The sequence below is a fragment of the Kitasatospora sp. NPDC091207 genome (genome assembly GCF_044768625.1).
In the GTDB taxonomy this organism is placed as follows: domain Bacteria; phylum Actinomycetota; class Actinomycetes; order Streptomycetales; family Streptomycetaceae; genus Kitasatospora.
Genome location: NZ_JBIVVS010000001.1, coordinates 812,355 through 835,461, shown reverse-complemented (window position 1 = coordinate 835,461; position 23,107 = coordinate 812,355). Strand labels below are relative to the sequence as shown.

The following is a 23,107-nucleotide window of genomic DNA, read 5'->3' as shown; positions in this document are numbered from 1 at the left end:
GAGCCGGCCCGGCCTCCGTCAGACCTCTTCGACGCTGCTCGGCTCGCGCCGGGACAGGTCGATGCCGAGCTCCTCGGCGGCGCGGAACACGTCCTCGTCGGAGTCCCGCATCTCGATGGACTGGCCGTCCGAGGACAGCACCTCCACGTTGAGGCAGAGCGACTGCATTTCCTTGATGAGAACCTTGAAGGACTCGGGAATGCCGGGCTCGGGGATGTTCTCGCCCTTGACGATGGCCTCGTAGACCTTCACGCGGCCGAGGACGTCGTCGGACTTGATGGTGAGGAGTTCCTGCAGGGCGTAGGCGGCGCCGTACGCCTCGAGGGCCCACACCTCCATCTCACCGAAGCGCTGACCACCGAACTGCGCCTTACCACCGAGCGGCTGCTGGGTGATCATCGAGTACGGGCCGGTCGAACGGGCGTGCAGCTTGTCGTCGACCAGGTGGTGCAGCTTGAGGATGTACATGTAGCCGACCGAGACCGGCATGGGGAACGGCTCGCCGGAGCGGCCGTCGAACAGCCGGGCCTTGCCGGTGGAGTTCACCAGGCGCTCACCGTCACGGGTGAGGGTGGTGTTGTCCAGCAGGCCGGTGATCTCGTCCTCGCGGGCGCCGTCGAAGACCGGGGTGGCGAGGTTGGTGCCGCCCTGGACGGTGTCGGCGCCGATCGCCTGCAGGCGCTGGGCCCACTCGTCGGCGAGGCCGGAGACGTCCCAGCCCTGCTTGGCGAGCCACCCGAGGTGGATCTCCAGGACCTGTCCCGGGTTCATTCGGGACGGGACACCCAGCGGGTTGAGGATGATGTCGACCGGGGTGCCGTCCTCCAGGAACGGCATGTCCTCGACCGGCAGGATCTTCGAGATGACGCCCTTGTTGCCGTGACGGCCGGCGAGCTTGTCACCGTTGGTGATCTTGCGCTTCTGGGCCACGTAGACGCGGACCAGCTGGTTGACGCCCGGGGGCAGCTCGTCGCCCTCTTCGCGGTCGAAGACGCGGACGCCGATGACCTTGCCGGACTCACCGTGCGGCACCTTCAGCGAGGTGTCGCGGACCTCACGGGCCTTCTCGCCGAAGATCGCGCGGAGCAGGCGCTCCTCCGGGGTCAGCTCGGTCTCGCCCTTGGGCGTGACCTTGCCGACCAGGATGTCGCCGGTGACGACGTCGGCGCCGATGCGGATGATGCCGCGCTCGTCGAGGTCCGCGAGGACCTCCTCGGAGACGTTCGGGATGTCCCGGGTGATCTCCTCCGGGCCGAGCTTGGTGTCACGGGCGTCGACCTCGTGCTCCTCGATGTGGATCGAGGAGAGGACGTCGTCCTGCACGAGGCGCTGCGACAGGATGATCGCGTCCTCGTAGTTGTGACCCTCCCAGGACATGAACGCCACGAGCAGGTTCTTGCCGAGGGCCATCTCGCCCTCGTCGGTGCAGGGGCCGTCGGCCAGCACCTGGTTGACCTCGACCCGGGAGCCCTCGTCGACGAGCACCTTCTGGTTGAAGGCGGTGCCCTGGTTGGAGCGGGTGAACTTGGCGGCGCGGTACGTGGTGTACGTGCCGTCGTCGTTCGCCACGGTGACGTAGTCGGCCGAGACCTCCTGGACGACACCGGCCTTCTCGGCGGTGATGACGTCCGCGGCGTCGACGGCGCAGCGGTACTCCATGCCGGTACCGACCAGCGGAGCCTCGCTCTTCAGCAGCGGCACCGCCTGACGCATCATGTTCGAGCCCATGAGCGCGCGGTTGGCGTCGTCGTGCTCGAGGAACGGGATCATGGCGGTCGCGACCGACACCATCTGGCGCGGCGAGACGTCCATGTAGTCGATCTCGGTGCCCGGGATGTAGTCGATCTCGCCGCCACGGCGGCGGACCAGGACACGCGGCTCGGCGAAGGTCAGCTCCGGCGTCAGCGGGGCGTTGGCCTGCGCGATGACGTAGCGGTCCTCCTCGTCGGCCGTGAGGTAGTCGACCTGCTCGGTGACGACACCCTCGATGACCTTGCGGTACGGGGTCTCGATGAAGCCGAACGCGTTGACCCGGCCGTACGAGGCCAGCGACCCGATCAGACCGATGTTCGGGCCTTCCGGGGTCTCGATCGGACACATGCGCCCGTAGTGCGAGGGGTGCACGTCACGGACCTCGAAGCCGGCGCGCTCACGGGAGAGACCACCGGGGCCGAGGGCGGACAGACGACGCTTGTGGGTCAGGCCCGACAGCGGGTTCGTCTGGTCCATGAACTGCGACAGCTGGCTGGTGCCGAAGAACTCCTTGATGGAGGCGACGACCGGCCGGATGTTGATCAGGGTCTGCGGCGTGATCGCCTCGACGTCCTGGGTGGTCATGCGCTCGCGCACGACGCGCTCCATACGGGCGAGACCCGTACGGACCTGGTTCTGGATGAGCTCGCCGACGTTGCGCAGACGACGGTTGCCGAAGTGGTCGATGTCGTCGACCTCGACCACGATGTCGCGGCCCTCGGTGTCACGCCACTCGGTCTCGCCCGCGTGCAGCTTCACCAGGTACTTGATCGCACCGATGATGTCGGGCTCGGTGAGCACGCCGGAGTCCAGCGACTCGGCGTTGCCCAGCTTGCGGTTGACCTTGTAACGGCCGACCTTGGCGAGGTCGTAGCGCTTCGGGTTGAAGTAGAGGTTCTCCAGAAGCGTCTGCGCGGCCTCGCGCGTGGGCGGCTCGCCCGGGCGCAGCTTGCGGTAGATGTCGAGCAGCGCGTCGTCCTGGCCCTGGGTGTGGTCCTTCTCCAGGGTGGCGCGCATCGACTCGTACTCGCCGAACTCCTCGAGAATCATCTCGTTGGTCCAGCCGAGCGCCTTGAGCAGCACGGTGACGGACTGCTTGCGCTTGCGGTCGATGCGGACGCCGACCATGTCGCGCTTGTCGATCTCCATCTCCAGCCAGGCACCACGCGAGGGGATGACCTTGCAGGAGTAGATGTCCTTGTCGGACACCTTGTCCAGGGTGGAGTCGAAGTACACACCCGGGGAGCGGACGAGCTGCGAGACGACGACACGCTCGGTGCCGTTGATCACGAACGTGCCCTTGTGGGTCATGAGCGGGAAATCGCCCATGAAGACCGTCTGAGACTTGATCTCACCGGTCTCGTTGTTGGTGAACTCGGCCGTGACGAAGAGCGGGGCCGCGAACGTGAAGTCGCGGTCCTTGCACTCGTCAATGGAGTTCTTCGGCGGCTCGAAACGGTGGTCGCGGAAGGTCAGCGACATCGACCCACTGAAGTCCTCGATCGGGGAGATCTCTTCGAAGATCTCCTCCAGACCGGACTTGGTGGGGACGTCCTGACCACTCTCCAGGGCCGCCTCGACCCGGGACTTCCAGGCCGCGTTGCCGAGCAGCCAGTCAAAGCTCTCGGTCTGCAGGGCCAGGAGGTTCGGGACCTCGAGGGGCTCCTTGATCTTCGCGAACGAGACGCGGAGCGGGGCGGTGGATGCGGCGGAATTGTTCGAGGCGTTGCGCGGCGCGGCCAAGAGGGGGGTCCTTCCGAGGGCTCGGAGCTCACTGCGCGCGTACCGGCCGGGCCTGGAAAGGTTTGGTCCCACCTCCCTCGCCACTGGCCTCCGCCTGGGGTGAAACCCGAGGTCAGAGCCGTTTTGCGGAGGCGGTGCCAGACCCCTTCAGGGCAACGCAAACTCCGGGCGACGAGTCACGGAGCAGCTAACAGGCAGCGCAAAGGGACAGTGTAGCCAAACGGCACACTGCTGTCCAGCTCTGATTCGGAAACCGAATCGGAGACTCCTCCCGGTAGCCGGCGGACGCGAACGCCCACCGGGTACTGCACGGGCCCGGACGCTGCCGGGCCACTTCGACTCACGTGGAGTCACTTCCCTCCGGAGCCGCTGGTTATGCATCCACCAGCGAACCAACCGGGGCGGACTCGCGCCACGAGAATCGCGCGCCGCGCCTGGTTCGTCAAGGGCCCGCCTCCGGCACGGGCCTCGATCGGTTCATCGCCGCCGGCCCTCCCGGCGTTACAGAAGCCGTGGTGGGGGCCACTCTCGATGACAGCGATCACCCTACCCGCCCGCACCGACAGTGCCGAGTGGGCTCTCGGCCATACCCGCGCGCCCCGGCCGGCCGGGGCGCGCCACGGGGCCCGCCGGCCCGCCGGGGAGCCTGCCGCGGCCCGCCCCCCGGGCCGCCCGGGCCGGCGTCCGCGCCCGGGAACGCGAAAAGGCCGGGCCGACCACCCGTGAGGGTGATCGGCCCGGCCCGTGGCATCCTTCGCCCTCAGTGAGGGCGTGCGGCTGCCTCCCGGCCCTCAGGGCCGGGGAGGAGTCACTTGACGGTGACCTTGGCGCCAGCGGCCTCGAGGGCAGCCTTGGCCTTCTCGGCAACGTCCTTGGCAACCTTCTCCAGGACCTTGGCACCAGCGGTGTCAACGAGGTCCTTGGCCTCCTTCAGGCCGAGGGAGGTCAGGGTGCGCACCTCCTTGATGACCTGGATCTTCTTGTCGCCCGCGCCCTCGAGGATGACGTCGAACTCGTCCTGCTCCTCGACGGCCTCAACGGCGGCCGGGCCACCGGCGGCGGCAACGGCGACCGGAGCGGCAGCGGTGACGTCGAACTTCTCCTCGAACGCCTTCACGAAGGCGGCGAGCTCGATGAGGGTGAGCTCCTCGAACTGCGCGAGCAGCTCGTCCTGGGTCAGCTTCGCCATGATTGGCGTCCTTCCACTAATTCGGCAGGTGGTGCCGTATGTACGGGTTGGCGGGCGTACGGGCCCGCAGCGAGGCGTGAGCCTGCGGAATTACTCCGCGGCCTCGTCCTCGGCGGCGGGAGCCGGCGTACCGGCACCGCCCTGCTCGACCTTGTCGCGCAGCGCGTCCACAGTGCGGACGAGCTTCGACGGCAGGGCCTGGAAGAGCGCGGCAGCCTGGGACTGCTTGCCCTTCAGAGCGCCGGCCAGCTTGGCGAGCAGCACCTCGCGGGACTCGAGGTCCGCGAGCTTCTTGATCTCATCGGCGGTCAGCGCCTTACCGTCAAGGACACCGCCCTTGATGATGAGAGCGGGGTTCTCCTTGGCGAAGTCACGCAGAGCCTTCGCCGACTCCACCGGGTCACCGGTGACGAAGGCGACAGCCGTCGGACCGGCGAACAGGTCGTCGAGCTCCGTGATCCCGGCCTCGTTGGCCGCAATCTTGGTCAGCGTGTTCTTCACCACGGCGTACTGGGCGTTGTCACCCAGCGAGCGACGCAGGGTCTTAACCTGCTTCACCGTCAGACCGCGGTACTCGGTCAGCACGGCCGCGTTCGAGGCACGGAACTGCTCCGTGATCTCGGCGACGGCGGCAGCCTTGTCGGGCCTAGCCATAGGCTTACGCCTCCTTCCGTGATGTCGAAGTCAGGCCGACCGCGAAAGTCGACCATTCGAGCCTCGGACCACCGGACGGAAGGAAAGCTCCTGCGGGAAAGCAGATGAGCCCCGGTGCGCAGGCGCACGGGGCTCAGTTCGACCTCGACAGGTCCACGTGCGAACACATGGGACCCGGAAGTCCAAGCTCCAAACAATCCTGCGCGGGCTGCCTGCGACGAATCGCAGATCCTTCGGCCTCCGCGTCCCTTGCGAGCGCACGGTGACAACCAGCGGTCTTTGGCTTCGGTAACACTAGCCGGACTCCGCCGTCCGGGGCAAATCGCCCATCGCCGGGCCCCGGCGGCGGGCCGGGCGGGGCCCGGAAGCCCGGCGGGCCGGGCCTCAGCGGGCCAGTGGGGAGATGTCGCGGGTGCCCGCGTCGACGGTGTCCGCCTCCGCCGGGGCCTGCACCGAGAGGGTGCCGGCGAAGTCGCTGTAGAGCACCGCGTCGTCCACCCGGCCGCTCGGCCCGGTGCCGGTCCGCTGCAGCCTGACCAGCTGGTCCTTGTCGTTGAGCCACAGGTCGAGGGTCAGCGAGACCGACCCGCCGGGGGCCAGCGCGGCGCGCAGGCCGTCCCGGCGGGTCTGGCTCAGCTGGGCCTGGGCGGCCGCGTACCGCTCGGCGTCGGTGGTGACCCGGTAGTGCTCGACCGCCGAGTCATCGAACTTCTCCTCGCCGAGGTACCGCGCCTCGACGCCGTCGGCGGTCGCCGCGGCCAGCGCCTCGACCGGGCTGAGCAGGTCGATCAGCCCGGCGTACGGGACCTCCCGGTGGCCGTCCGCGCCCGGCGGCACGGAGAACCGCTCCCAGTGCTTGCCACCCTGCCGGGCCGCGGTGGCCGCGTCACCGCCCTGGTAGGCCACGGTGTCCACGACGATCAGCTGCTCGGCCTCGGCCGGGGTGGAACGTTTGACCTGGAGCGCCGTCTTCGGCTGCCAGAACAGCGGGCCGGAGCCGGCGTCCGCCCCGAGCCGGTAGCTGACCTTGGCCCGGCGGGCGGTCTGCGCGGCGAGCTGGGCGGAGAGCAGGACGCCGTGCGGCGACCGGTCGGTGGGCTTGGCCGGCTTGGTGGAGGAGAGGGCGGTCGGCGCCGGGCTGCCGGACGCCACCGGCACCGCGCCCCCGTCACCGCCGCAGGCCGTGAGACCGCTCGCCAGGAGCACCGCGGCCGTGATGGCCGCCAGTCGCTGCCGCACCGCCATGCCCCCTTCCCTTCCGTCCGGTCACCGCGCGGGACCGCCTGTCATCGGCCGCCGTGTCCTCGGCCGCGCCGTACCGGCCACCTTGCCACCAGGACCCCGGTCAGCCGGCGGCGCCCCCCTTGGCCTGCTTGGCGATCTCGGCGAACTCCACCACATCGGCCTGGTCGGGCGCGGTGGCGGACACGGCGGTCCCGTAGTCCGAATAGGTGACGGTGACCTTGAACGGGCCGGCCTTGGTGTCGGCCTGCTCGGTCCGCTTGACCACCAGGTTGTCCGCGTCGACCCAGACGTCGATCTGCTCGCTGCTGATCCCGGCGGTCTTCAGCTTCTTCTTCATCGCCTGGAGCTGCTCGTCGGTCACCCCGCTGCCGGCCGCCGCGGTCATCTCGTCGACGGCGAGCTGCCCGGTGTAGTGCGTCGCCGGCTTGCCGTTCACGGTCTCCTGGCCGGCCTCGGCGACCTTGCCGGAGGCGATCAGGGACCGGACGCCCTCGACCGGGTCGGCCTGCTTCAGCTGGTCGGCGGTGGCGCCGTTCATCGCGGCCATGTCGGCGTAGCTGTAGTGCAGCCAGTGGCGGCCGCCCACCGCTTCGACCACCTCGCCGCCGAGCCGCAGGTACATGCCGTCCTTGAGGTAGCGGATCGGCACGGTCTTGCTGCCGGTCAGCTTGGCCATCTGCTGCCCGACCGGCAGCTGCGACATGTCCATCGAGAGATCGCCCTGGAGGCCGTCGGACCAGCCGATGGTCCCGGTCGCGGTGATCGTCGCACCCCCGGTCAGGATCTCCTCGGCGACCTTGGCGGACTTCACCGCGCCGGTCTTCTCGGTGACCAGCTTGAGGTAGGCGGCCGGGGTCAGCTTGACCGGCGCCTCCTTGGTCGGCTCCGGCGTGGCGCTGGGCGCGGCGGACGTCGGCTGCGCGGCCGCGACCGTGGTCGGCGCGGCGGACGCGGCACCGGTGGACTTCGCGTTGTTGTCGCAGGCCGTCGCGGTCAGTGCCAGCGCGGCCACGACGACGGCGACGGCGGTCCTGCGGGTTCCAGCCATGGTTCCCCTCCGAAAGGTCCCGGGGCACGGCGTGCCCCGGGGTGATGAGCCGGTCTACGCGGAGCCCGGTGGGCTCAGCTGTGGAAGAGCCCGGCGAAGTCGGCGCCCGTGCCGACGTCGGCCGGAGCCGGCGCCTCGATCTTGGGCGCGGCGCCCAGGCCCGTGTAGGCGACGGTGACGGCCGAGGCCTCACCCGCCTTGTCGCCGTACTCCCTGAGCTGGACGAGCTGCTGACCGGCGTTGATCCAGAAGTCCACGGTGAGCGTGCTGCCGCCGGAGTCGAGGGTCTGCTTGACGGCCGCGCGCTGGTCGCCGCCGAGCGCGGTCAGGCTGTCGGCCAGCCCGGCGACGTCCTCGACGGCGCGGTAGTGGGTGGCCGGGGCCCCGGCCACCGTCTCGGTACCGATCTTGGTGACCTTGCCGCCCTGGGCGGCCGCGCCCAGCTGGAGGACCGGGTTGGTCAGCTGCGCCATGGTCAGGAAGATCACGGACATCGAGCCGACGACCGGGTCCTTCGGGCCGATCCTGGCCCAGTGCCGCCCGCCCAGGGCCGCCGTCGTCTCGGAGCCGCCGCCGAGGTAGACCTCGTCGCCCAGCACCCGCGCCTTGGTGCTCGTCCTGGTCGCGCCGGCCAGGTCGACGACGGTCCGCTGCCGCCACTCGCCGGCGCCGGTCAGCGTGTCGCCGTCGGTGGTCAGCGTGAGGGAGCCGTTGCCGGCCCGCTGCATCACCGCGGCCGACGCGGCCAGCGCCGCCCGGGGGTCGAGGTCCGCCGCCTTCCCGGCGATCGCGTCCCCGACGGCCTTGACGTCCGCCGTCCCGCCACCACCGTGACCACCGCTGCCGCAGGCCGTCAGCCCGGCGGCCAGGACGGCCGCCGCGGCACCGGCGGATGCAAGGCGCAGAACGCGCATGAAGAGCCCCCCATTGACCGATCATCAGGAAATACCCAGCGGACTCTAATGGATCGCCGGGCCCTCCCCCACCGCATATCGGCGGCCCCGGTCACCCGGCCGGAGCCGGGCTCTCGGTGCTCGTCCCGGGGTCGGAGACGTCGGTCGTGGTGACCACGGTTCCGGCACTGCCCTCGGCGGTGGCCCGCAGCCGGAGCAGCCGGTCGCCGGGGGCCACCCAGAAGTCGTAGCCGATGGCGGTGACCCCGCGTTCGCGGTAGTACCCGAGCACGACCGCGAGCCGCGCGGGGGTGAGGCCCTGGTCGGCGCCGAAGAACTCGGCCACCGGCGCGCTGCCCCGGTAGTGCGCCACCGTGGCACCGGCCAGCTGTTCCCCGCCGAGCGAGGTGAGCCGGCCGGCCAGCGCCATGCTGTGCGCCGAGTCGGCCGGGTTGGAGACCAGCCCGCTCATCCAGCCGCCCGCGTAGCCGCCGGCGCCCGGCGCGGCGCGCGGGTCGAGCGACTCGGCCTCGGCCCGCTCGGCCCGGAGCGGCGGCGCCCCCTCGTAGCCGAGGTCGATCGTGCCGTCCTGGCTGTGCAGCAGACCGGTCCCCCGCTCGTCGGTGACGGTCAGCTCGGCCCCCTCGCGGGCGCCCCAGAACACCTTGCCGGTGGCGGTGCGCCGGCCGGCCGGGCTCTCCTCGACCACCTCGACCCGCGCGCCGCCGGTGTCGTCCAGGGCCTGCACGGCCGAGAGCAGCACCTGCTTGGGCGCCCGGACGGTCGCCGGCGTGCCCTGCGGGGTGCGGTCCCCCGAGACGGCCAGCAGGCTGCACGCGGTGAGGCCGCTGGCGAGCACCAGGAGGGCCGCCCCCCAGGCGGCGGGGCGAAGGGCGGGCGGCACGGCACACTCCGGCGGGTCGCTGCGGTCAGGCCTCGATCGGATGATCGGACCGGCCGAGCGTACGACGACCCGCCAGGGAGTTCCCCACCCCCCGGATCTCGATCCGGACACGACGACGGGCCCGCACCCCCGGTGAGGGGGTACGGGCCCGTCGTACGGACTACTGCTGCGCCCAGGACGCGGCTACCGGTCGGAGCTCAGGGCTCAGAAGGCGGCCGGGTCCTCCTCGGTCAGGAGGTTGCGGGTGCGGTTCGGGTCCACCTGGATGCCGGGGCCGATCGTGGTGCTGATCGCGGTCTTCTTGATGTAACGACCCTTGGCCGCGGACGGCTTGGCGCGGAGCACCTCGTCCAGCGCGGCGGCGTAGTTCTCGACCAGCTGCTCGTCGGTGAAGGAGGCCTTACCGATGATGAAGTGCAGGTTCGAGTGCTTGTCGACGCGGAACTCGATCTTGCCGCCCTTGATCTCGTTCACGGCCTTGGCCACGTCCGGGGTCACGGTGCCGGTCTTCGGGTTCGGCATCAGGCCACGGGGACCGAGCACGCGGCCCAGGCGGCCGACCTTGCCCATGAGGTCCGGGGTGGCGACGACGGCGTCGAAGTCGAGGCGGCCCTTGGCGACCTCGTCGATGAGCTCGTCGGAGCCGACGATGTCGGCGCCCGCAGCACGCGCGGCCTCGGCACGCTCGCCGGTCGCGAAGACCAGGACCCGAGCGGTCTTACCGGTGCCGTGCGGGAGGATCACGGTGCTGCGGACCATCTGGTCGGCCTTGCGCGGGTCGACGCCCAGACGCATGGCGACCTCGACGGTGCCGTCGAACTTGCTGGTGCTGGTCGCCTTGGCGAGGCGGATGGCCTCGAGGGGGGCGTAAAGGCGCTCGCGGTCGACCTGTGCGTCCGCGGCCTTCAGAGCCTTGCTGCGCTTCACTGCTGCTCCTGAATGGGGAATGGAGTCGTGGTATGGACGGGCCGCGCAGGCCCTACCACATGGACGAGAAGGGTGATCAGCCCTCGACCGTGATGCCCATCGACCGGGCGGTGCCGGCGATGATCTTCGACGCGGCGTCCAGGTCGTTGGCGTTCAGGTCGGGGAGCTTGACCGTGGCGATCTCGCGGACCTGGGCGGCCGTGAGCTTGGCGACCTTGGTCTTGTGCGGCTCGGCCGAGCCCTTGTCCACGCCCGCGGCCTTCAGGATGAGGCGCGCGGCCGGCGGCGTCTTCGTGATGAAGGTGAAGGAACGGTCGTCGTAGACCGTGATCTCCACCGGCACGATCATGCCGCGCTGCGACTCGGTCGCGGCGTTGTAGGCCTTGCAGAACTCCATGATGTTGACGCCGTGCTGGCCCAGCGCGGGGCCGACCGGCGGCGCCGGGTTGGCCGCACCGGCGTTGATCTGGAGCTTGATAAGCCCCGTGACCTTCTTCTTCTTGGGAGGCATTTCTCTCCGGGTCCTTCCGAGAGGTGATTGCTGGTGCGTGCCGGGCCGGGGCGACACCCGACCGTCAACACACACATCGGACCAGGCTAACGCGGATGCGCCGCTGGACCAAAACGACTTCGGGGTGGGGCCGCGGCCCCACCCCGAAGTCGAAGACTCGTACGCGTTCTTCCGGCCGTACTAGTTCTTCTGGATCTGGTCGAAGGACAGCTCGACCGGGGTCTCGCGACCGAAGATCTCGACCAGGCCCTTGACCTTCTTCGAGTCCGGGTTGATCTCGTTGATGGTCGCCTGCAGGGTGGCGAAGGGGCCGTCGGTGACGGTGACCGAGTCGCCGACCTCGAAGTCCAGGACCTGGATCTCGCTCGGCTTGACCGGGGAGGGCTTGCCGGCCTCCTTGGCCGCCTGGCGCTCGACGTCCGGGGCGAGCATCTTGACGACCTCGTCCAGGGTCAGCGGGTACGGGTCGTAGGCGTTGCCGACGAAGCCGGTGACACCGGGGGTGTTGCGCACGACGCCCCAGGACTCCGGGGTGAGGTCCATGCGCACCAGGACGTAGCCGGGGAGCTTGTTCTGGCGGATGGTCTTGCGGTCGCCGTTCTTGATCTGGACGACCTCCTCCTGCGGCACCTCGGCCTGGAAGATGTACTCCTCCACGTTGAGGGAGACCGCGCGCTGCTCCAGGTTCTGCTTCACCCGGTTCTCGTAGCCGGCGTAGGTGTGGATCACGTACCACTCGCCGGGCATGAACCGCAGGTCCTCGCGGAACTTGGCGACCGGGTCGACCTCGACGGCCTCCTCGGCCTCCTCGGCCTCGGCGGCCTCGGCGTCGTCCGCAGCCTCGGCGTCGTCCGCAGCCTCGTCCTCGCCCTCGGCGTCCTCTGCGGCCTCGGCGTCGAGCTCCTCGTCGGACTCCACGTGCAGCGCGGCCTCCTCGGCGGGCTCGCCGGCCTCGGCCTCGTCGTCCGCCGCGACCTCGTCCTCGTCGCTGTCCGCGGCGTCCACGATCTGCTCGGCGGCCTCGGCTTCGTCAGCCAGCTCGGCCGCGTCCAGCTCGGCGGCGACATCCGCCTCGCGGACGGTCTCGTCGGCGTCGTACAGGGGGGAGTCAGACACGGTGGCTGCTTCTTTCCTGGAGATGGTGAAGGTGGCGCGCTCCGGGACCGCTCCGGCGCCGCTCCGCTTCACGCGGGCGCCAGGAGATGACTCGGAGACTTCAACAGTACCGAGTCAACGGTAGCGGCCTCGTACGTCCGGCGCCGACAGCTCGACCCGGGCCGAAGAATCGGCCCGGGTCGGGAAGCTGTTTCGAAGGTGGGACCGCTCGGTCAGCCGAAGACCCAGAGGCTGAGCTTCGAGAATCCGTAGTCGAGGCCGGCGACGAACGCCATCACGACCACGACGAACACGACCACGACGGTGGTGTAGTTGACCAGCTCGTTGCGGGAGGGCCAGACGACCTTGCGCAGTTCCGCGATGATCTGGCGGTAGAAGAGCGCGAGCCGGGCGAAGACGCCCTTCTTGGCGCGCTTGCCGGACTTCTTGTCCGCGCGGCCCGCCTTGCGGTCGCGGCGCGATCCCTTGTCCCCGCCCTCGGCGGGCGTGGCCTCGTCGGCGCCGTCGGCACCCTCGGGGTTGCCGCTCTCAGGCGTTGCGGTGGAGCCCGTGGTCTCCGTCACTCGTCCTCACCTGAATCCGGGTCCTGCCGAGCATCACCTGCGTACCCGACAGGGCACGAGCGGCCGGCTAAAAGGGTGCTGTTCGGTGCCCTCTCCGCATCAAGCCCGCTCGCTCTGTGGAGCGAACGGGCTGAATACGGATCAAGCAGCAGGGCAAGAGGGACTTGAACCCCCAACCGCCGGTTTTGGAGACCGGTGCTCTACCAATTGAGCTATTGCCCTACGGTGCCTTTCGGCCCCTGTAGCGACCACCAACCTACCGCATCTCCCGCCGCTGTCTGCACAGGCGGTGGAAGCTGTGGCTTCTCGGTGGCCGTCGAGGAGTGAGTGTACGTGGTCGAGGGGCGTTTGGTCGAACCTCTTCTTTCACGACCGACCACAGACCGGCACCGCACCGGGCCGCCATGTGGACGAGCCCGTACATATGGTGAAACCCCCATGCCCGGTCCGTCCCGGTTCTGCGACCATGCAGGCATGAGCGCTTCCACCCCGCAGCCCGACAGTTCCGTCCGCCCCGCCGACCGCCGCGTCTCCGCCCGGATCGGCGCGATCGCCGAGTCCGCGACCCTCGCCGTGGACGCCAAGGCCAAGGCCCTCAAGGCGGCCGGCCGGCCGGTCATCGGCTTCGGCGCCGGCGAGCCGGACTTCCCCACCCCGGACTACATCGTCGAGGCGGCCGTCGAGGCCTGCCGCGACCCCAAGAACCACCGCTACACCCCGGCCGGCGGCCTGCCGGAGCTGAAGGCCGCGATCGCCGCCAAGACGCTGCGCGACTCCGGCTACCAGGTGGACGCCTCCCAGGTGCTGGTGACCAACGGCGGCAAGCAGGCGATCTACGAGGCCTTCGCCGCGATCCTCGACCCGGGCGACGAGGTCATCGTCCCGGCCCCGTACTGGACCACCTACCCGGAGTCGGTGCTGCTGGCCGGCGGTGTCCCGGTGGAGGTCGTGGCCGACGAGACCACCGGCTACAAGGTCTCGGTCGAGCAGCTGGAGGCCGCCCGCACCGAGAACACCAAGGTGGTGCTGTTCGTCTCGCCGTCCAACCCGACCGGCGCGGTCTACACCGAGGCCGAGGCCCGGGCCATCGGCGAGTGGGCGCTGGAGCACGGCCTCTGGGTGCTGACCGACGAGATCTACGAGCACCTGGTCTACGGCGACGCGACGTTCACCTCGCTGCCGGCCCTGCTGCCCGAGCTCGCGGACAAGACCATCGTGGTCAACGGCGTGGCCAAGACCTACGCCATGACCGGCTGGCGGGTGGGCTGGCTGATCGGCCCCAAGGACGTCGTCAAGGCCGCGACCAACCTGCAGTCGCACGCCACCTCGAACGTCTCCAACGTCGCGCAGCGCGCCGCGCTCGCCGCCGTCAGCGGTGACCTCTCCGCCGTGCACGAGATGCGCACCGCCTTCGACCGGCGCCGCCGGACCATCGTGAAGATGCTGAACGAGATCGAGGGCGTCATCTGCCCCGAGCCCGAGGGCGCGTTCTACGTCTACCCGTCGGTCAAGGGCCTGCTGGGCAAGGAGATCCGCGGCAAGCGCCCGCAGAGCTCCGCCGAGCTGGCCGCGCTGATCCTGGACGAGGTCGAGGTCGCGGTCGTCCCCGGCGAGGCCTTCGGCACCCCGGGCTACCTGCGGTTGTCCTACGCGCTGGGCGACGCCGACCTGGCCGAGGGCGTCGGCCGGATCCAGAAGCTGCTCGGCGAGGCGGCCGCCTGACGGCCCGATCCACCGTGACCGCCCCCTTTTCACCCCTTCGGGGGACGTGAAGGGGGCGGTTCCCGTATCGGGGCCCGATACGGCAGTATCGGCGAATGGAACGCCTGCCGAACCCGCGAGACGTCAGAGACCTCCCCAAGGCCCACCTCCACCTGCACTTCACCGGCTCGATGCGCCCGGCCACGCTGCTGGAGCTGGCCGACAAGCACGGCGTCCGGCTGCCGGAGGCGCTGAGCTCCGCCGAGCCGCCCAGACTGCGGGCGACCGACGAACGCGGCTGGTTCCGCTTCCAGCGCCTCTACGACACCGCCCGCTCGGTGCTGCACGACGAGTCCGACATCCGCCGGCTGGTGCTGGAGACCGCCGAGGACGAACGGCGGGACGGATCGCGCTGGCTGGAGATCCAGGTCGACCCGACCTCGTACGCGCCCCGGCTCGGTGGTCTGATCCCCGCCCTGGAACTGATCCTGGACGCGGTGGAGCACGCCGCCGAGGCGACCGGGGTGGGGATCCGGGTGCTGGTCGCGGCCAACCGGATGAAGTCCCCGATGGACGCCCGGACGCTGGCCCGGCTCGCCGTCCGCTACGCCGACCGGGGCGTGGTCGGCTTCGGCCTCTCCAACGACGAGCGGCGCGGCCTCGCCCGGGACTTCGACCGGGCCTTCGACATCGCCCGCAAGGGCGGACTGCTGGCCGCCCCGCACGGCGGCGAGCTGGCCGGGCCGGAGTCGGTCCGGGACTGCCTGGACGATCTGGGCGCGGGCCGGATCGGCCACGGCGTCCGCGCCGCCGAGGACCCCCGGCTGATGCAGCGGCTGGCCGACCGCCAGATCACCTGCGAGGTCTGCCCGTCCTCCAACGTCTCGCTGGGCGTCTACGAGCGGGCCGAGGACGTCCCGCTGCGCCGGCTGTTCGACGCGGGCGTCCCGCTGGCGCTGGGCGCCGACGACCCGCTGCTGTTCGGCTCCCGGCTGGCCGCCCAGTACGACCTGGCCCGCGACGTGCTCGGCTTCTCCGACGCCGAACTCGCCGAGCTGGCCCGGCAGTCGGTGCGCGGCTCGCGCGCGCCGGACAGCGTGCGGAAGGAACTGCTGGCGGACATCGACGGCTGGCTCGGGGACGGCGGCCCGGGCGCGGCGACCGCCTAGAGCTGGACGCCCACCATCACCGGCTCGTTGACCAGCTCCACGCCGAACGCCGCCCGGACACCGTCCCGGATCTCGCGGGCCAGCGCCAGCAGGTCCTCGGCGGTGGCCGCGCCGCGGTTGGTCAGGGCCAGGGTGTGCTTGGTGGAGAGGGTGGCCGGGCCGCTGCCGTACCCCTTGCCGTAGCCGGCCCGGTCGATCAGCCAGGCCGCCGAGGTCTTGGTCCGGCCGTCCGCCGCCGGGTAGGCGGGGGCGGTGAGCTCGCGCTCCGCGGCCAGCGCCAGGAACGCGGCGTACTGCTCGGCGGTCAGCACCGGGTTGGTGAAGAAGGAGCCCGCCGACCAGGTGTCGTGGTCGGCCGGGTCGAGCACCATGCCCTTGCCCGCGCGCAGCATCAGCACGGCGTTCCAGGCGCTGCGGACGTCGACCCGCTCGCCCTGCTCGACGCCCAGGTGGCGGGCCGTCTCGGCGTAGGCGACCGGGGTGGAGAGCCCTCCCTCGTCCCGCAGCCCGAAGCGGACCCGCAGGACGACGTAGCGGTCCGGGTCGGCCTTGAAGCGGCTGTGCCGGTAGGAGAAGCCGCACTCGGCGTTGGAGAGGGTGACCACCTCGTCGGCCCGGCGGTCGTAGGCGACCACCTCGGTGATCGACTGCGCGACCTCCTGGCCGTACGCGCCGACGTTCTGGACCGGCGTGGCGCCGGCCGAGCCGGGGATGCCGGCCAGGAACTCGATCCCGGCCAGGCCGTGCTCCAGCACGGTGTCGGTCACCGCGTCGGCCCAGACCTCGCCGGCGGCGAGCTCCAGGGTGGTGCCGTCCAGCGCGAAGCCGGTGGTGGCGATCCGCAGCACCGTCCCGGCGAAGCCCGCGTCGCCGATCACCAGGTTGGAGCCACCGCCGAGGACCAGCAGCGGCTCGCCGGCCGCGTCGGCCTCCCGGACGGTGGCGATCACGTCCTCGTCGGTCTGCGCGGTCACCAGCCGGCGGGCGGGGCCGCCGAGCCGCAGGGTGGTCAGCGGGGCGAGGGGGGCGTCGAGTTCTACCAGCACGCCCCCAGCGTACGGGGAGGGGCCGGTCCGCCCCTCCCCGCCGCCCTCCACCGGTACCGCCCGGCGGCCTCAGGCCAGCCGGACGACGGCGCGGGACATGCCCAGCACCTTCTGGCCGCCGAAGGTCGCCAGCAGGTCGATCTGCGCCTTGCGGTCGTCGAGCAGCTTGGCGACCTTGGCGGTGACCTCGATCACGGAGCCGACGCCGTCGTTGGGCACCGTCACCGGCCGGGTGAAGCGCACGCCGTACTCGACCACCGCGCCCGGGTCGCCGACCCAGTCGGTGACCACCCGGATCGCCTCGGCCATGGTGAACATGCCGTGCGCGATGACGTCGGGCAGGCCGACCTCCAGCGCGAACTTCTCGTTCCAGTGGATCGGGTTGAAGTCGCCGGAGGCGCCCGCGTACTGCACCAACGCGGCGCGGGTCACGGGGAAGGACCGTGCCGGGAGCTCGGTGCCGACCTCGACCTCGTCGTAGCTGATCGCCATCGTGTTACTCCCCCGCCTCGTCGGCGGCCCGGGCCACCAGGGTCATGACCGACGTCACCACGTGCTCGCCGCTCTGGTCCGTCACCTCGCCGCGCACCGTGAGCACGTCGTTGCCCGCGAGCGACTTGATGTTGTCGATGCTCACCGCGACCGAGAGCCGGTCACCGGCCCGCACCGGGCGGGTGTAGGCGAACTTCTGGTCGCCGTGCACCACCCGGCTGTAGTCCAGGCCCAGCTGCGGGTCCTCGACCACCTGGCCGGCGGCCCGGTAGGTGAGGACGAAGGGGAAGGTCGGCGGGGCGATGACGTCCGGGTGCCCGAACGCCTTGGCGGCCTCCGGGTCGGTGTACGCCGGGTTGGCGTCACCCACGGCGACGGCGAACTCGCGGATCTTCTCCCGGCCGACCTCGTACGGCTCGGTGGGCGGGTAGGTCCGCCCGATGAAGGAGGGGTCGAGCGCCATGGCAGCTCCTCAAGAGCACGGTGAATGACGAAAAGACTCCGGGCCGCACCCTGTGAGGGGTACGGCCCGGAGTCGTAGACCTGTGATCACACAGGTCCGCGGACACGCGACAGGGTCAGCGGGTCTCGCGGTGCGCGGTGTGCGAGTTGCAGCGGGGGCAGTGCTTCTTCATCTCAAGACGGTCCGGGTCGTTACGCCGGTTCTTCTTGGTGATGTAGTTCCGCTCCTTGCACTCCACGCAGGCCAGCGTGATCTTCGGGCGGACATCGGTGGCAGCCACGGGAGTGCCTTCCTTGGACATTGAATAAGAACACAACAAGAGTAGCCGACCGGGAGTGCGATCTCCCGACCGACTACGCGGGGTAGCGGTGACCGGACTTGAACCGGTGACACAGCGATTATGAGCCGCTTGCTCTACCAACTGAGCTACACCGCCACAGTGATCCGGAGCACAGCCGAAGCTGACTCCTTCTCACCAGAGCCCCCATGCGGAATCGAACCGCAGACCTTCTCCTTACCATGGAGACGCTCTACCGACTGAGCTATAGGGGCGAACGAGGAAGAGATTACACGTTCCGCGCCCAGAGGTGAAATCCGTATCCCGACGCGAAGACCGCAGGTGGGCGAGGTGCACGGGCGAGCGATCGAAGGCCGGGCGTTCGAGCGGCCCGTACGGGGCGCGGCCCGACCCGATACGACTATTGCCCGCCTCCCCGCACCCCGCGCCCCCGCCCCATAGGCTCGTCGCTCATTGATCGGGACGGGCCGGGGATCTGGACGGGCCAGCGCGAGGAGGAACCGGGCGATGGACAGCGCACCCTCCGACGGGCCGCAGCCGGGATCCGGCCCGGCCGCCAACCCGCTGGGGCACGGCCCCGTCCTGCTGCTCACCGACGCCCGGCTCGCCGACGGCCGGGTGGTGGACGTGCGGATCAGCGGCGACCGGATCCAGGCCGTCGGCACCACCGGCAGCCTCGGCCCGCTGCCCGCCCTGCCCGGCGCCCCCACGGCCACCACCGGCGCCCGGATCGACCTCAGGGGCTACCTGCTGCTGCCGGCCCCCGCCGAGGCGCACGCGCACTACGACGTCGCCTTCTCCGCCGCGCTGCCCGCCCCTCCGCCGGAGACCTCCGCCGACCTCACCCGCCGGGTCACCGAGGCCGCGCTCACCTCGCTCGGGTACGGCGCCACCGCGCAGCGCACCCATGTGCGGATCGGCGACGTGCACGGGCTGCGCCGGCTGGAGGCGGTGCTCACCGCCCGGCAGGCGCTGCGCGGTCTGGCCGAACTGCAGGCGGTGGCGATGCCGCGGCTGCTCACCGGCCGGGCCGGCGCGGACGGCCGGGCCCAGCTGCGCGACGCGCTCAAGCTCGGCGCCACCGCGGCCGGCGGCTGCCCGGAGCTGGACCCGGACCCGGCCGGGTACGTCCAGGTGCTGCTGGAGGCCGCCCGGGAGGCGGACTGCCCGGTGGACCTGCACACCACCGGGGCCGACCCGGCGCAGTTGGCCCGGCTGGCGGGCGCGCTCGCCCCGCTGCGGCCCCGGGTGGTGCTGGGCCCGTGCGGGGCGCTGGCCCCGGGCGGTTCGGCGGCGCTGGCCAGCAGTGGCGTCCGGGTGGTCTGCCTGCCGCAGAACGGCTGCTGCAGCGGGCTGGAGGGCCGGGCCACCGGGACGCGACCGGGGCTGGCGCGCGAGCTGGCGCGGGCCGGGGTCCCGCTCTCGGCGGGCAGCGGCTCGCTGCGCGACCCGGCCAACCCGGTGGGCCGGGCCGATCCGCTGGAGGCCGCCTACCTGCTGGCGGCGAGCGGGGCGCTGGACGTGGAGGCGGCCTACGACGCGGTGGCCAACCAGGCCCGGGCGGCGCTCGGGCTGCCGCCGGTCCGGGTGGACGCCGGGTTCCCGGCGGAGCTGCTGGCGGTGCGCGGGGACAGCCTGGCGGGGGCGCTCGCCGGCGGGCACAGCCGGCTGGTGGTGCACAGCGGGCGGATCGTCAGCCGGACCAGTGCCGTCCGGGAGTTCGCCGACACGGTGGCGCTGGCGCTGCCGCGGCAGTCGGGGAGCACCGGCGGGGGGTGAGCGCCGGGCTCGCGGCCGCGGGCCGGCACGGGGCCGATCGGGTGATAGGGGCGCGCGTCGTTGGTCGCGCGCCCCTCCCCCACCAGTCGGCCGCCGGGGCGGCGGAGCGGCCCCGGCATCCCCCACATGGAGCAGGGCCGCTCTCTCACCGCTGACGCTACGCCCGCCGACGGCCCGGTCCGGCCGGCCTTGACGCCCTCCTGTCGCCCGGCGGGCCGCCCTTGACGGCTCGTTGACGCCGGCCCGGCCCGGCGGGAGGCCAGGGGGTCAGGAGGCCAGGGCGTCAGGACTTCACGACTTCACGACTTCAGGGCTCGTACCGGTAGCCGATACCGGGCTCGGTGATCAGATGGCGCGGGCGGGCCGGATCGCGTTCCAGCTTGCGGCGCAGCCCGGCCAGGTAGACCCGCAGGTAGTTGCCGCGCTCCTCCTGCGCCGGGCCCCAGACCTCGCGCAGGATCTGCCGCCCGGGCACCAGGCGGCCGGGGTTGGCGAGCAGCAGGGCGAGGATGCGCCACTCGGTGGGGGTGAGCCGGACCGGCCCGTCCGGGCCGGTGACGGTGGTGGCGGCGATGTCCACGGTGTGCGCGCCGATCACCGGCGGGGCCGGGGCGCGGCCGCCCGGTGGCCGGCGCAGGACGGCACGCAGCCGGGCGAGCAGTTCCTCCATCAGGAACGGCTTGGTGAGGTAGTCGTCGGCGCCGGCGTCGAGGGCGCCCACCTTGTCGGCGGCGCCGGTGCGGCCGGAGAGCACGATGATCGGCACCGCGCTATGGCTGCGCAGGCCCCGGATGACGTCCATGCCGTCCAGGTCGGGCAGCCCCAGGTCGAGCAGGACGGCGTCGGGCGAGGTGCGGGCGGCCCGGTCCAGGGCCTCGCCGCCGCTGGCGGCCGTCCGGACGGCGTACTGGCGGGCGCTCAGATTGATCCGGAGGGTGCGCAGCAGCGCCGGTTCGTCGTCGACGATCAGGATCTCGCTCATGCGGGCGCTCCTCCCGGGTGGGCGGCGGGCAGGGTGAGCAGCATGGTGGTGCCGCCGCCGGGGGTGTCCTCGACCTCCAGGCTGCCGCCCATGGCCTCGGCGAGGCCGCGGGAGAGGGCGAGTCCGAGGCCGACGCCGGTGGTGTTGTCGGTGTCGCCGAGGCGTTGGAAGGGCAGGAAGACGCGGTCGCGGTCTCCGGGGGCGATGCCGGGGCCGCGGTCGATGACGCGGATCTCGACCTGGTCCCGGTGGTGGCTGGCGGCGACCAGCACGGGGGCGCCGGGGGCGTTGTGGCGCAGCGCGTTGGCGATGACGTTGGCCAGCACGCGTTCCAGCAGCGGTGGGTCCACCAGCACCGCCGGCACGGTGTCCAGGTCGAGCGGCTGGACCGGCGCGTACGGGTCGGGGAGGGTGTCCAGCGCCCGGGGCAGGATCTCGTCCAGGTGGGTCTCGGCGAGGTGCAGGGTGAGGGCCCCGGCCTGGAGGCGGCTCATGTCGAGCAGGTTGTCCACCAGTCGGGTGAGTTTGACCAGGGACTCGTCGGCGGTGGCCAGGAGTTCGGCCTGGTCCTCGGCGGAGAACTCGACGTCGGGGCTGCGCAGCGAGCCGACCGAGGCGAGGGCGGCGGCCAGCGGGGTGCGCAGGTCGTGGCTGACGGCGGCGAGCAGGGCGGTGCGCATCCGGTCGGCGGCCTTGATCGGTTCGACCTCGGCGGCGACCACGGCGAGCCGGTCGCGTTCCAGGGCGGCGGCGACGTGGGCGGCGAAGGCGGTGAGGACGCGCTGGTCGGCGGCGGGCAGCCGGCGACCGGTGAGCGCCAGCAGGGCGTCGGCGCCGACCGGGATCTCGGTGGTCTCCCCCGGTCCGGCGGGCTCGCCCTCGCCGTCGCAGTGGGCCAGCACCGTGCCGCCGGTGCGTTCCAGCAGGGCGACGGAGTCCATGCCGAAGGCCGTCCGGGACTTCTCCAGCAGGGCGGGCAGGGCGTCGGCGCCGCGCAGCACGCTGCCGGCGAGGGTGGACAGGGTCTCGGCCTCGGCGGTGGCCCGGGCGGCCCGCGTGGTGAGCCGGCTCGCGTGGTCGACCACGGTGGAGACGGTGAGGGCGACGGCCGCGAAGACCACCAGGGCGACGATGTTGTTGGTCTCGCCGATGGTCAGGGTGTGGACGGGCGGGATGAAGAAGTAGTTCAGCAGCGCCGAGGCGACCAGCGAGGCCAGCAAAGCCGAGGTGGCGCCGCCGAGCAGCGCCACCGCCACCACGCCGAGTTGGAAGATCAGCGCGTCGGTGGTCAGGTTCACCGCCTCGTGGAACTGGGAGAGGACCAGGGTGAGCAGCCAGGGCATCACCAGCCCGGCGGCGAACCCGGCGACCGTGCGGCGCCGGGAGTGGCGGCGGCCGAGCGAGGGCAGCCGGCCGCGTCCGGTGAACGCGTGGGTGACCATGTGGACGTCGATGTCCTCGGAGGCGTCCACGGTGGTCTCGCCGATGCCCGGGCCGGTCAGGAGCCGGGTGATCCGGCCGCGCCGGCTGGTGCCCAGCACGAGCTGGGTGGCGTCGTGGGCGCGGGCGAAGGCCAGCAGCGCGGTGGGGATGTCGTCGCCGACCACCACGTGGTAGCTGCCGCCCAGCGCCTCCACCAGCTGGCGCTGCTGGGCGAGCGCGCCGGAGGAGGCGCCGGCCAGGCCGTCGCTGCGGGTGACGTGCACGGCGAGCAGGTCACCGCCGGCGGTGCGGTCGGAGATCCGGGCGGCGCGGCGGATCAGCGTCTCGCCCTCCGGGCCGCCGGTGAGGGCGACCACCACCCGCTCGCGGGTCTCCCAGACGCGGTCGATGTTGTGGCTGGCCCGGTAGTCGCGCAGCCCCTCGTCGACCCGCCCGGCCACCCAGAGCAGGGCGAGCTCGCGCAGGGCCGTGAGGTTGCCGACCCGGAAGTAGTTCGAGAGCGCGGCGTCCACCTTCTCCGCCCTGTAGACGTTGCCGTGGGCCATCCGGCGGCGCAGCGCCTGGGGGGCCATGTCGACGAGTTCGATCTGGTCGGCCCGGCGGACCACCTCGTCCGGGACGGTCTCGCGCTGGGGGATGCCGGTGATCTTCTGGACGACGTCGTTCAGCGATTCCAGGTGCTGGATGTTGACGGTGGTGATGACGTCGATCCCGGCGTCCAGCAGTTCCTCGACGTCCTGCCAGCGCTTGGCGTGCCGGCCGCCGGGGACGTTGGTGTGCGCGAGCTCGTCCACCAGGACCACCGTGGGCCCGCGCCGCAGCACCGCGTCGAGGTCCATCTCCTCGAACTCGGCGTCCCGGTAGGAGCGCCGGACCCTGGGGAGGACCTCCAGCGCGCCGAGCATGGACTCGGTGTGGCGGCGGCCGTGGCACTCGATGTAGCCGACCACGACGTCCGCGCCGCGGGCCTGTCTGCGCCCGGCCTCGTCCAGCATCCGGTAGGTCTTGCCGACACCGGGGGCGGAACCGAGGTACACCCTCAGCCGGCCGCGGCGGGGGCCGGTGCCGGGAGTGAGGTCGCGGGCCATGGGCGCTGCTCTTTCGTCTTCGTACGAGGGTCGGGACGTACGGCGGCCGACCCGGGCACGGGGTGGCACCCCGGCCCGGGTCGGCCTGTCTCACGGAGCCG

20 protein-coding genes and 3 tRNA genes are annotated in these 23,107 nt (G+C 71.6%); 3 read left to right on the top strand and 20 right to left on the bottom strand.

The window, feature by feature from the left end:
• Positions 1–18: 18 nt before the first annotated feature.
• From rpoB to ACIQTO_RS03725, 12 genes are all read right to left on the bottom strand, one after another.
• On the bottom strand, positions 19–3,495 hold the full coding sequence (rpoB, locus tag ACIQTO_RS03780) for a DNA-directed RNA polymerase subunit beta (protein WP_380581801.1): 3,477 nt from the start codon (positions 3,493–3,495) through the stop codon (positions 19–21).
• Positions 3,496–4,303: 808 nt separating this feature from the next.
• Positions 4,304–4,684, bottom strand: coding sequence for a 50S ribosomal protein L7/L12 (gene rplL, locus ACIQTO_RS03775; RefSeq protein WP_402382360.1), 381 nt, complete (start codon positions 4,682–4,684; stop codon positions 4,304–4,306).
• 90 nt (positions 4,685–4,774) lie between these two features.
• Positions 4,775–5,338 carry a 50S ribosomal protein L10 gene (rplJ, locus tag ACIQTO_RS03770; protein ID WP_359803449.1) on the bottom strand — a complete coding sequence of 188 codons (564 nt, stop codon included), beginning with the start codon at positions 5,336–5,338 and terminating at the stop codon, positions 4,775–4,777.
• Positions 5,339–5,722: 384 nt separating this feature from the next.
• Positions 5,723–6,583 carry a hypothetical protein gene (locus ACIQTO_RS03765; protein ID WP_402382358.1) on the bottom strand — a complete coding sequence of 287 codons (861 nt, stop codon included), beginning with the start codon at positions 6,581–6,583 and terminating at the stop codon, positions 5,723–5,725.
• 100 nt (positions 6,584–6,683) lie between these two features.
• Positions 6,684–7,631: a hypothetical protein gene (locus ACIQTO_RS03760; RefSeq protein ID WP_402382356.1), complete on the bottom strand. Its 948-nt coding sequence runs from the start codon at positions 7,629–7,631 to the stop codon at positions 6,684–6,686.
• A 74-nt stretch (positions 7,632–7,705) separates the two neighbouring features.
• On the bottom strand, positions 7,706–8,545 hold the full coding sequence (locus ACIQTO_RS03755; RefSeq protein WP_402382353.1) for a hypothetical protein: 840 nt from the start codon (positions 8,543–8,545) through the stop codon (positions 7,706–7,708).
• A 91-nt stretch (positions 8,546–8,636) separates the two neighbouring features.
• Positions 8,637–9,428 carry a hypothetical protein gene (locus tag ACIQTO_RS03750; protein WP_402382350.1) on the bottom strand — a complete coding sequence of 264 codons (792 nt, stop codon included), beginning with the start codon at positions 9,426–9,428 and terminating at the stop codon, positions 8,637–8,639.
• Positions 9,429–9,632: 204 nt separating this feature from the next.
• Positions 9,633–10,355: a 50S ribosomal protein L1 gene (gene rplA, locus ACIQTO_RS03745; RefSeq protein WP_402382347.1), complete on the bottom strand. Its 723-nt coding sequence runs from the start codon at positions 10,353–10,355 to the stop codon at positions 9,633–9,635.
• A gap of 76 nt (positions 10,356–10,431) precedes the next feature.
• The gene (gene rplK, locus ACIQTO_RS03740; RefSeq protein ID WP_148644356.1) at positions 10,432–10,866 is read right to left on the bottom strand and encodes a 50S ribosomal protein L11; all 435 of its coding nucleotides are present in this window, start codon (positions 10,864–10,866) and stop codon (positions 10,432–10,434) included.
• A 180-nt stretch (positions 10,867–11,046) separates the two neighbouring features.
• Entirely contained in the window at positions 11,047–11,982 is a 936-nt protein-coding gene (nusG, locus tag ACIQTO_RS03735; RefSeq protein ID WP_402382344.1) for a transcription termination/antitermination protein NusG, read from the bottom strand.
• A gap of 212 nt (positions 11,983–12,194) precedes the next feature.
• Complete coding sequence (gene secE / locus ACIQTO_RS03730; protein ID WP_402382341.1) at positions 12,195–12,545, bottom strand: preprotein translocase subunit SecE; 351 nt, start codon at positions 12,543–12,545, stop codon at positions 12,195–12,197.
• Between the two features lie 149 nt (positions 12,546–12,694).
• Positions 12,695–12,767: transfer RNA gene (locus tag ACIQTO_RS03725), tRNA-Trp, on the bottom strand.
• Positions 12,768–13,019: 252 nt separating this feature from the next.
• On the opposite strand from ACIQTO_RS03725, the gene ACIQTO_RS03720 reads away from it, so the two are divergent.
• Both ACIQTO_RS03720 and ACIQTO_RS03715 read left to right on the top strand, forming a co-directional pair.
• Positions 13,020–14,267: a pyridoxal phosphate-dependent aminotransferase gene (locus ACIQTO_RS03720; protein WP_402382340.1), complete on the top strand. Its 1,248-nt coding sequence runs from the start codon at positions 13,020–13,022 to the stop codon at positions 14,265–14,267.
• Between the two features lie 95 nt (positions 14,268–14,362).
• The gene (locus ACIQTO_RS03715; RefSeq protein ID WP_402382337.1) at positions 14,363–15,415 is read left to right on the top strand and encodes an adenosine deaminase; all 1,053 of its coding nucleotides are present in this window, start codon (positions 14,363–14,365) and stop codon (positions 15,413–15,415) included.
• Here ACIQTO_RS03715 and ACIQTO_RS03710 read toward each other — a convergent pair.
• The 6 genes from ACIQTO_RS03710 to ACIQTO_RS03685 form a co-directional block, all read right to left on the bottom strand.
• A complete protein-coding gene (locus tag ACIQTO_RS03710; RefSeq protein ID WP_402382752.1) occupies positions 15,412–16,458 on the bottom strand; it encodes a UDP-N-acetylmuramate dehydrogenase in 1,047 nt (348 codons plus the stop codon). The two genes, ACIQTO_RS03715 and ACIQTO_RS03710, sit on opposite strands and share 4 nt — an antisense overlap.
• Positions 16,459–16,530: 72 nt before the next feature.
• Positions 16,531–16,953, bottom strand: coding sequence for a MaoC family dehydratase (locus ACIQTO_RS03705; protein WP_402382334.1), 423 nt, complete (start codon positions 16,951–16,953; stop codon positions 16,531–16,533).
• A gap of 4 nt (positions 16,954–16,957) precedes the next feature.
• Entirely contained in the window at positions 16,958–17,416 is a 459-nt protein-coding gene (locus ACIQTO_RS03700) for a MaoC family dehydratase N-terminal domain-containing protein (RefSeq protein ID WP_402382331.1), read from the bottom strand.
• A 115-nt stretch (positions 17,417–17,531) separates the two neighbouring features.
• Positions 17,532–17,696, bottom strand: coding sequence for a 50S ribosomal protein L33 (rpmG, locus tag ACIQTO_RS03695; RefSeq protein WP_006604855.1), 165 nt, complete (start codon positions 17,694–17,696; stop codon positions 17,532–17,534).
• Positions 17,697–17,779: 83 nt separating this feature from the next.
• Positions 17,780–17,852 (bottom strand) — tRNA-Met (locus ACIQTO_RS03690).
• Between the two features lie 43 nt (positions 17,853–17,895).
• A tRNA-Thr gene (locus tag ACIQTO_RS03685) sits at positions 17,896–17,968 on the bottom strand.
• Positions 17,969–18,221: 253 nt separating this feature from the next.
• Here ACIQTO_RS03685 and ACIQTO_RS03680 point away from each other — a divergent pair.
• Complete coding sequence (locus ACIQTO_RS03680) at positions 18,222–19,493, top strand: hydrolase (protein WP_402382328.1); 1,272 nt, start codon at positions 18,222–18,224, stop codon at positions 19,491–19,493.
• A gap of 307 nt (positions 19,494–19,800) precedes the next feature.
• Here the strand turns inward: ACIQTO_RS03680 and ACIQTO_RS03675 are convergent, their stop codons facing one another.
• Together ACIQTO_RS03675 and ACIQTO_RS03670 are read right to left on the bottom strand one after the other, a co-directional pair.
• On the bottom strand, positions 19,801–20,475 hold the full coding sequence (locus tag ACIQTO_RS03675) for a response regulator (protein WP_402382326.1): 675 nt from the start codon (positions 20,473–20,475) through the stop codon (positions 19,801–19,803).
• Positions 20,472–23,006, bottom strand: coding sequence for an ATP-binding protein (locus ACIQTO_RS03670; protein WP_402382323.1), 2,535 nt, complete (start codon positions 23,004–23,006; stop codon positions 20,472–20,474). The genes ACIQTO_RS03675 and ACIQTO_RS03670 overlap by 4 nt, the downstream gene beginning before the upstream one ends.
• Between the last annotated feature and the right edge of the window lie 101 nt (positions 23,007–23,107).